The sequence below is a fragment of the Megamonas sp. Calf98-2 genome (assembly GCF_900110235.1).
Taxonomy (GTDB): domain Bacteria; phylum Bacillota; class Negativicutes; order Selenomonadales; family Selenomonadaceae; genus Megamonas; species Megamonas funiformis.
Map to the genome: position 1 here is coordinate 69,649 of NZ_FOCY01000006.1, position 8,364 is coordinate 78,012.

Consider the following 8,364-nt stretch of genomic DNA (forward strand, 5'->3'; position numbering starts at 1 on the left):
TGCATTATCAATGTCTTTTGGTTATAAATCATAACTACATATCAATTCGTATTTTTATTAATCTAAAAGAAATTCACTAAATACTTGATTGCCAAATTTCATGCCTTTGGAGGTTAAATAAATATACTTTTGAGTATTGATTATCAACCCATCTTTTTCTAGATTTGGCAAAATTTCACCGTATAAACTTTCTATATCTGTATTAAATTTTTGCTTAAAAATTTCTTTATCTATGCCTTTAGCCATACGCAGACTTAAAAAACAAAATTCTTCAATATGTGCTTTTTCATCTACTATTTCCTCATTGATAAACGGCAATATTTTTTGATTGCATTTTTTTATATATTCATCTATGTCAAAAGGATTTTGCACACGTTTTTGATTATAATATCCATGAGCACCTGCCCCTAATCCTAGATAAAATTTATCTTGCCAATAAGCTAAATTATGTCTACTTTCATAACCAATCTTCGCAAAATTAGATATTTCATAACGATTATAATTATATTTAGGCAATTGCTCTGTCAAATAATCATACATCATTTCACTTTCGTCTTCTGATGGCAATATCAATTTCCCTTGGTCATATAATCTGCCAAAAACGGTATTTTCTTCTATTTGTAAACCATAAATAGAAATATGTTGCATATTTTTATTTACTGCCCAAGATACAGCTTCTTTGAGCATTTCTAAAGTTTGCCCAGGTAATCCATACATTAAATCCATACTTATATTTTTAAAACCTATTTTCTGAGCCATTTCTATAGCCATTTCAGCTTCTTTAATCGTGTGAATTCGTCCTATTTTTTGCAATAAATCATCTTGTACTGCTTGTACACCAAAACTCAATCTATTAATTCCATTTTGATAAAGATACTGTAATTTTTGCTCATCTACAGTTCCTGGATTTGCTTCCAAAGTTATTTCTATATCAGAATTTAAAGTAAAATTTGCCTTTACAGCATTTAATGCTCGTATAATTAAATCTGGTGGCAAAATCGAAGGAGTTCCGCCACCAAAATAAATCGTATCAATACAAATATCAGGAAATAACGCCTGATACATGGTTATTTCCTGACAAAGTGCATTTATATACTGTTCATATAAAGTTTCATCTACTTTTTTTGCAGTTGAAGCAAAATCGCAGTAAAAACATTTTTGTTTACAAAATGGAATATGAATATATATGCCAAATCCCATTAGTCTATTTTTAAAATCGCCATGAAAGCTTCTTGTGGAACTTCTACAGAACCTACGGCTTTCATACGTTTTTTACCTTCTTTCTGTTTTTCTAATAATTTACGTTTACGTGTGATATCCCCACCATAACATTTTGCAAGTACGTCTTTACGCATAGCACGTACATTTTCACGAGCAATAATTTTATTGCCCACTGCTGCCTGAATAGGAATTTCAAACATCTGACGTGGAATTATAGTTTTTAATTTTTCCGCTAATTGACGACCACGAGCTGCTGCTTTATCTACATGAACAATAGTGGATAAAGCATCTACTGGGTCTCCATTTAACAAGATATCAAGTTTTACTAATTTAGATGTCTGATAATCTGTCATTTCATAATCAAGTGAAGCATATCCACGAGTAGCAGATTTTAATTTATCAAAATAATCATAGATAATTTCACTAAGTGGAATGTGATAAATTACCATTACACGATTTACATCAAGATAATCCATAGTTTTGAATACGCCACGTTTTTCTTGAGAAATCTCCATTACAGGTCCCACATAATCATTAGGCACGATTACAGTAGCTTTTACATAAGGTTCTTCAATATGTTCAATTTCTGTAGGAGATGGCATTGAAGCTGGGTTATCAATTTTTACCATTTCTTTATTAGTTTTATATACATGGTAAATAACGCTTGGTGCTGTAGTAATAAGCTTTAATTTATATTCACGTTCCAAACGTTCTTGGATAACGTCCATGTGTAATAAGCCTAAAAAACCGCAACGATAACCAAAGCCTAAGGCAATAGATGTTTCTGGTTCAAAAGTAAGTGCTGCATCATTTAATTGTAATTTTTCTAAAGCATCTTTTAAATTTTCATAATCAGAACTATCTACCGGATAAAGACCACAATATACCATAGGTGTTACCCCACGATAACCTGGTAAAGCTTCACTTGCAGGATTGTTTGCATCAGTAATTGTATCACCAACTCGTACATCACGTACATTTTTTAAACTACCAGCTACAAAACCTACTTCACCTGTTTCTAAAGAGCTAATATTTACTGGAGCAGGTCTAAAGCAACCAATATCTGTTACCTCAAATTCTTTACCTGTAGCCATCATTTTTAATTTCATACCAGGTTTTATAGAACCATCAATTACACGAATATGTGCAATAACACCTTTATATGCATCAAAATAAGAGTCAAAAATAAGCGCTTTTAATGGTTTTCCTGGCTCTTCTGGTGGCGCTGGAATTTTTTGTACAATTTGTTCTAAAATATCTTCGATACCAATACCAGCTTTAGCACTTGCAAGTACTGCATCAGAAGTATCAAGACCTATAATATCTTCAATTTCCTGTTTTACCATTTCAGGTTCAGCACTAGGTAAGTCAATTTTATTAATAACTGGAATAATTTCTAAATCATGTTCTAATGCTAAATATACATTAGCTAAAGTCTGTGCTTCCACACCTTGCGTAGAATCTACAACTAATAAAGCCCCTTCACAAGCAGCCAAACTACGAGATACTTCATAGTTAAAATCCACATGACCTGGTGTATCAATTAAGTTTAATTCATAGATTTCGCCATCTTTAGCTTTATAATGTAAACGTACAGTCTGTGCTTTAATTGTAATCCCACGTTCACGCTCTAAATCCATGCTATCTAAAACCTGAGATTCCATTTCACGTTCAGTGAGCGTACCTGTATATTCAATTAATCTATCAGCCAAAGTAGATTTACCATGGTCAATATGAGCAATAATCGAAAAATTTCTAATATGTTTTGCGTCCAACGTTGTTCCTCCATTAATTATTTTATTGTTATAATTATATCATTTAGTAGAAGTTTCTAGCAATAGCTATACCTATAGCCTATATAAAAGATAAATAATATTATATAAAAAAACTAGGAAGAATATACTCCCTAGTTTTTATTTTTATCTCATAAATATTTCACATCAAATAATAAATTAAAAATTACATATAAGATTGAATTGTAGAAATCAAACCATATAAAAATGCCACTAAAGCAATACCTTTATAAACTAAAGTATTTTTAATTTGATTGCGGAATAATAACAATAATACTGTTATCATAAATGGTGGGCAAATTGTTGTTAAAATTGGTACTGCTACATTTATAATAGTAGTCAAACCTAAATTACAAAGAGAAATACTAGTTAATGTATTGATAACAACCCATACAGGATATTTGATTTTTTTGTTTGTAAAATCTTCAAAGAAGCAAGCTGTGGAACCGATAAGACCTACAGCAGTAGTCAAACAAGCAAAACCTACGATTATACCTAAAATAACCATACCTATATGACCCATTAAATGATTTGTAATAGCTACAATAAGCTGTGCTTGATTGAGATTATTATTACCTAAAACCACGCTAGAAGTAGCACCTAAATAAGCTAAGCCACCATAAATCAAAGATAATAGAATACCAGCAACGATACAAACACCAATGATTGCTTTTATCTGGGATTTACGTTCTACATATCCTTTTAAACGTAAAGTGTTGAGCATTACAAGACCAAAACCAGATACAACTAAGATATCCATTGTTTGATAGCCAGCAATGATACCATCTTCAGCAACTGTTTGGGATACTGGAGCTGCGATTTCACCAATAGGACTGAGAATACCTGCGATAATCAAAATAAATGTACAAATAATGAGTATAGGTGTTAAAAATTTACCGATTATATCAACAAAACGTGTAGGGCGAATAGTAAAAGCAAATACTATACCAAAGAAAATAATAGAGAACACAAATAAGGAAATCTTATCTGTAAATGGCGCAATACTCATTTCAAAAGTAGTCGCTGCTGTTCTTGGTGGAGCAATCAATACACCTGTACATAATACAGCTGCTATATTTAAAATCATACCTGGAATTTTACCTACAACACTTTCTAAGGCTTTAATGCCACCGCCACCATAAACTATAGTAAATATTCCGATACAAGATAAAAATACGTCAATAAATATAAAACATAAGAAACCTGTTAACCACTCTGTTCCAGAGGTCATACCTAAATATGGAGGAAATATTACATTTCCTGCACCAAAAAACATTGCAAATAATGCAAAACCCGTTACAACTACATCACTAATTTTTACTTGCATAATAAAATCCTTTCTTTTAATGTATTACGATTATAGTCATATTTTTATATTATATAGGCAAAATAAAATATACACAATACAAAAAATGTAAATTTGTATATTTTTTAAAAAATATACTTTTAATCATTTTTTCATTTTATTGATTAATTTATGATAATCCTATGTAAAATAAAATAATCCTCAGCATAAATACTAAGGATTATTTTTTATCTTTTTTATTTTGTTTTTCATTTTGTTGGCAAGTAATCATTGCATTATTTTCTTTAGCTTGTCTTGCCAATTCTGATAAAGTAACACTATCTAAATAACCATTTATTACTTTATTCAAGCCTAACCAAAATGGCAATACACTACAATAATCAGCTCTATTACAATTACAATGATCTTTTTCAATACAAGCAATTGGAGCCATATCTCCTTCAGCTGCTCGCAAAATATCGCCAGCTGTGTATTGCATACTAGATTTTGCTAATAAATAACCTCCATTATTTCCTCGCACGCTTTTTACTAATTTTGCTTTTATCAATAAAGAAATTATCTGTTCCATATATTTCAAACTTATATTCTGTCTAGTTGCAATATCTTTTAACGGAATGGGATTACCTGTATTATTCACTGTTAAATCAATCATTGTTCTCAATGCATATCGACCTTTTGTTGAAACCTTCATCAAAATCACCTCATAAATATTTTACTATTATTTTAGTAGGAAATCAATTTTAAAAACTGCTATATTCTCAATTTTTTTCTATTTTTTCTCAATTATACACCTATAAAATATCAGGTATTTAATTATATAAAAAATTAACAATGTAACAATATTACTTGACTTTAATATTATAGCTAAGTATAATGATATTTGTTTATATCAAATTCAAATCCAATGATACAGAGTAGTAAATTATTTAAGGATTTTTCAGAAAGTAGGCGGTTGATGCGAGCCTATAATCATGTAATTGAACTCGCTGTGGAGGAGTGCAAAAGCACCGCTAATCCCGTTAAGATTTTAAAGAGGATAACTTTTTGTTATCAATCAGGGTGGTACCGCGATAATTCGTCCCTGGCATTTTGCCAGGGGCTTTTTTAATGTCCAAAAATAGTATAGGAGTGTTAATTTTATGGAAAAATATTGTCCTCAATCCATTGAAAAAAAATGGCAGAAAATCTGGGACGAAACAAAAGCTTACCAGATTAATATGGACCCAAACAAACCAAAATATTATGTACTTGAAATGTTCCCTTACCCATCTGGTAATTTACATATGGGACATGTTCGCAATTACTCCATCGGTGATGTTATTGCTCGTTATAAAACTATGAATGGTTTCAATGTACTTCATCCAATGGGCTTTGACGCATTCGGTATGCCTGCTGAAAACGCAGCTATCAAACATGGTGTTAGTCCTTCTGACTGGACTGAAGATAATATGGCAAATATGACTCGTCAACAAAAAGAAATGGGTCTTTCTTATGACTGGGATAGAAAAGTTGCTACTTGCCATGAAGATTATTATAAATGGACTCAATGGCTCTTTGAATTATTCTATAAAAAAGGCTTAGCTTATAAGAAAAAAGCTTCTGCTAACTGGTGTGAAACTTGCCATACTGTACTTGCTAATGAACAAGTTATTGATGGTAAATGCTGGCGCTGTGATGATACAGTAGTGAAAAAAGACCTTGAACAATGGTTCTTAAAAATCACAGATTATGCTGATGTATTATTAAAAGACCTTGATAAACTTGAAGGCTGGCCAAACCGCGTAAAAATCATGCAGGATAACTGGATTGGTCGCAGTGAAGGTGCTGAATTTAGCTTTGATGTACCTGATTACAATGAAAAAATTTCTGTTTATACAACTCGCCCTGATACTGTATTTGGTGCATCTTATGTTGTACTTGCAGCAGAACATCCACTTGTAAAAAAATTCATCAAAGGCAAAGAAAACGAACAAGAAATCTTAAAATTCATTGAAGAAGTACACAATATGAATGAAATCGAACGTACTTCTAGTGAATCTGAGAAAAAAGGTATGTTCACAGGCGTTTATGCTATAAATCCATTCAATGGTGAAAAAGTTCCTGTATGGGTAACAAACTATGTTCTCTTTGAATATGGTACTGGTGCTGTTATGGGTGTTCCTACTCATGATGAACGTGACTTTATGTTCGCTAAAAAATACAATTTACCAATGAAAATTGTTATTCAAAATAAAGAACATAATTTAACACTTGAAACTATGGAAAATGCATACGTTGAAGATGGTGAACTTGTAGAGTCCGGTCAATTCACTGGCATGAATAATCGTAAAGCTATCACAGCTATGATTGATTGGCTCGAAGAAAATAATCTCGGCAAACGTCGTGTAAATTATCGTTTACGTGATTGGCTCATCTCCCGTCAACGTTATTGGGGTGCTCCAATTCCTATTATTTATTGCCCTCATTGCGGTGAAGTTCTCGTTCCTGAAGAACAATTACCTGTAAAATTACCTAAAGATGTAAAATTTGAAACTGGTGCAACTTCTCCACTTGCTCAAGCTGAAGATTTCGTAAATTGCACATGTCCAAAATGTGGCGCATCTGCAAAACGTGAAACAGATACTATGGATACATTCATCTGCTCTTCCTGGTACTATATGCGCTATGCTGACCCACATAATGATAAAGCTCCATTTAGCAAAGATGCTATCAATTATTGGCTCCCTGTTGACCAATATATCGGTGGTATTGAACATGCTATCTTGCATTTATTATATTCCCGTTTCTTCACAAAAGTATTAAAAGATGCAGGTCTTGTAGAATTTGATGAACCATTTACAAACCTTTTAACTCAAGGTATGGTTATCAAAGATGGTTCTAAAATGAGTAAATCTAAAGGAAATGTTGTATCTCCTGAAGAAATCATCAAAAAATATGGTGCAGATACTGCTCGTCTCTTTATTTTATTTGCAGCTCCACCAGAACGTGACCTTGAATGGAGTGACCAAGGCGTTGAAGGTGCTTGGCGTTTCATTCAGCGTGTATGGAGAATTATCCTTTCCTATGCTGATAAAGTTAAAGAAAATCCAACTTTTGATGTAAAAGCACTCACTAAAGAAGAAAAAGAATTATTCCGTATTTTAAATGTTACTATTGAAAAAGTAACTGAAGATATCGGTACTCGTAGTACTTTCAACACTGCAATTAGCTCCATCATGGAACTTGTAAATGCTTTCTATGTATTCAAAGATGGCAACTTAAATGCAGGTCTTGCTCGCGAAGTAGTTATCAACTTAATTAAACTTTTAGCACCATTTGCACCACATGTTACTGAAGAACTTTGGCAACAAATCGGTCAAACAGGTAGCGTACATCATACTACATGGCCAACATTTGACCCTAAAGCTACTATTGCTGATGAAGTTGAAGTTGTTGTCCAAGTAAATGGTAAATTACGTAGCAAAATAATGGTATCTTCCTCTGCTACTCGTGAAGCACAACAAGAAATCGCTCTTGATGATGAAAAAATCAAAGGCTTAATCGAAGGTAAAACTATCGTTAAAGTAATCAGCGTTCCTAAAAAACTTGTAAATATCGTTGTTAAAGGCTAAGATTAGTCTATAAAAAATAAGCTATAGCAATTAAAATTTTACTTTGCTATAGCTTATTTTTATTTATGATTTTTCCATTTCCATTCTACGAAAGTTCCTGTATTTTTATCTATGGTAAATTCATATAAAACACCATTGACTTGTGCTCTACCTTCATATTGTAAATAGTCATCATCATGTTCTAATTTCAAATTAATATCACCTGTAGTACAATTTGGAATTTGTGCTTTTACTAATTCAATAGCACCCGCTTCATCTACTGGTTTTCCAGATAATTTGGCATAATATTTTTTATCAATCTCATAATCCATTGCCAAAATTTCTCCGCCATACATATCTACATTATAATTATATTCTTTATTATCAGCATAAAATTCTATATCATAAATATCTTTACCAAATGCGAGCGTAAAGCCCCTAAATTTATTTATGG

At 32.0% G+C, this 8,364-nt stretch carries 6 protein-coding genes and 1 other annotated feature; of the genes, 1 reads left to right on the plus strand and 5 read right to left on the minus strand.

What is annotated here, in order from left to right; genetic code table 11:
* Positions 1–57 precede the first annotated feature (57 nt).
* From hemW to BMX03_RS03065, 4 genes are all read right to left on the minus strand, one after another.
* A complete protein-coding gene (gene hemW, locus BMX03_RS03050; RefSeq protein WP_091693718.1) occupies positions 58–1,200 on the minus strand; it encodes a radical SAM family heme chaperone HemW in 1,143 nt (380 codons plus the stop codon).
* Entirely contained in the window at positions 1,200–2,996 is a 1,797-nt protein-coding gene (gene lepA / locus BMX03_RS03055; RefSeq protein WP_022228740.1) for a translation elongation factor 4, read from the minus strand. The genes hemW and lepA overlap by 1 nt, the downstream gene beginning before the upstream one ends.
* A 184-nt stretch (positions 2,997–3,180) precedes the next feature.
* A complete protein-coding gene (gene brnQ, locus BMX03_RS03060) occupies positions 3,181–4,341 on the minus strand; it encodes a branched-chain amino acid transport system II carrier protein (protein WP_091693721.1) in 1,161 nt (386 codons plus the stop codon).
* Positions 4,342–4,540: 199 nt separating this feature from the next.
* Positions 4,541–5,011 carry an RrF2 family transcriptional regulator gene (locus BMX03_RS03065; RefSeq protein WP_015562146.1) on the minus strand — a complete coding sequence of 157 codons (471 nt, stop codon included), beginning with the start codon at positions 5,009–5,011 and terminating at the stop codon, positions 4,541–4,543.
* Between the two features lie 204 nt (positions 5,012–5,215).
* Positions 5,216–5,406 (plus strand) — a binding site (T-box leader).
* A gap of 53 nt (positions 5,407–5,459) precedes the next feature.
* On the opposite strand from BMX03_RS03065, the gene leuS reads away from it, so the two are divergent.
* Entirely contained in the window at positions 5,460–7,931 is a 2,472-nt protein-coding gene (gene leuS, locus BMX03_RS03070) for a leucine--tRNA ligase (RefSeq protein WP_091693724.1), read from the plus strand.
* A 59-nt stretch (positions 7,932–7,990) separates the two neighbouring features.
* Here the strand turns inward: leuS and BMX03_RS03075 are convergent.
* Positions 7,991–8,364: PepSY domain-containing protein (locus BMX03_RS03075; protein ID WP_177159344.1), on the minus strand; the 374-nt coding region annotated here is incomplete at its 5' end.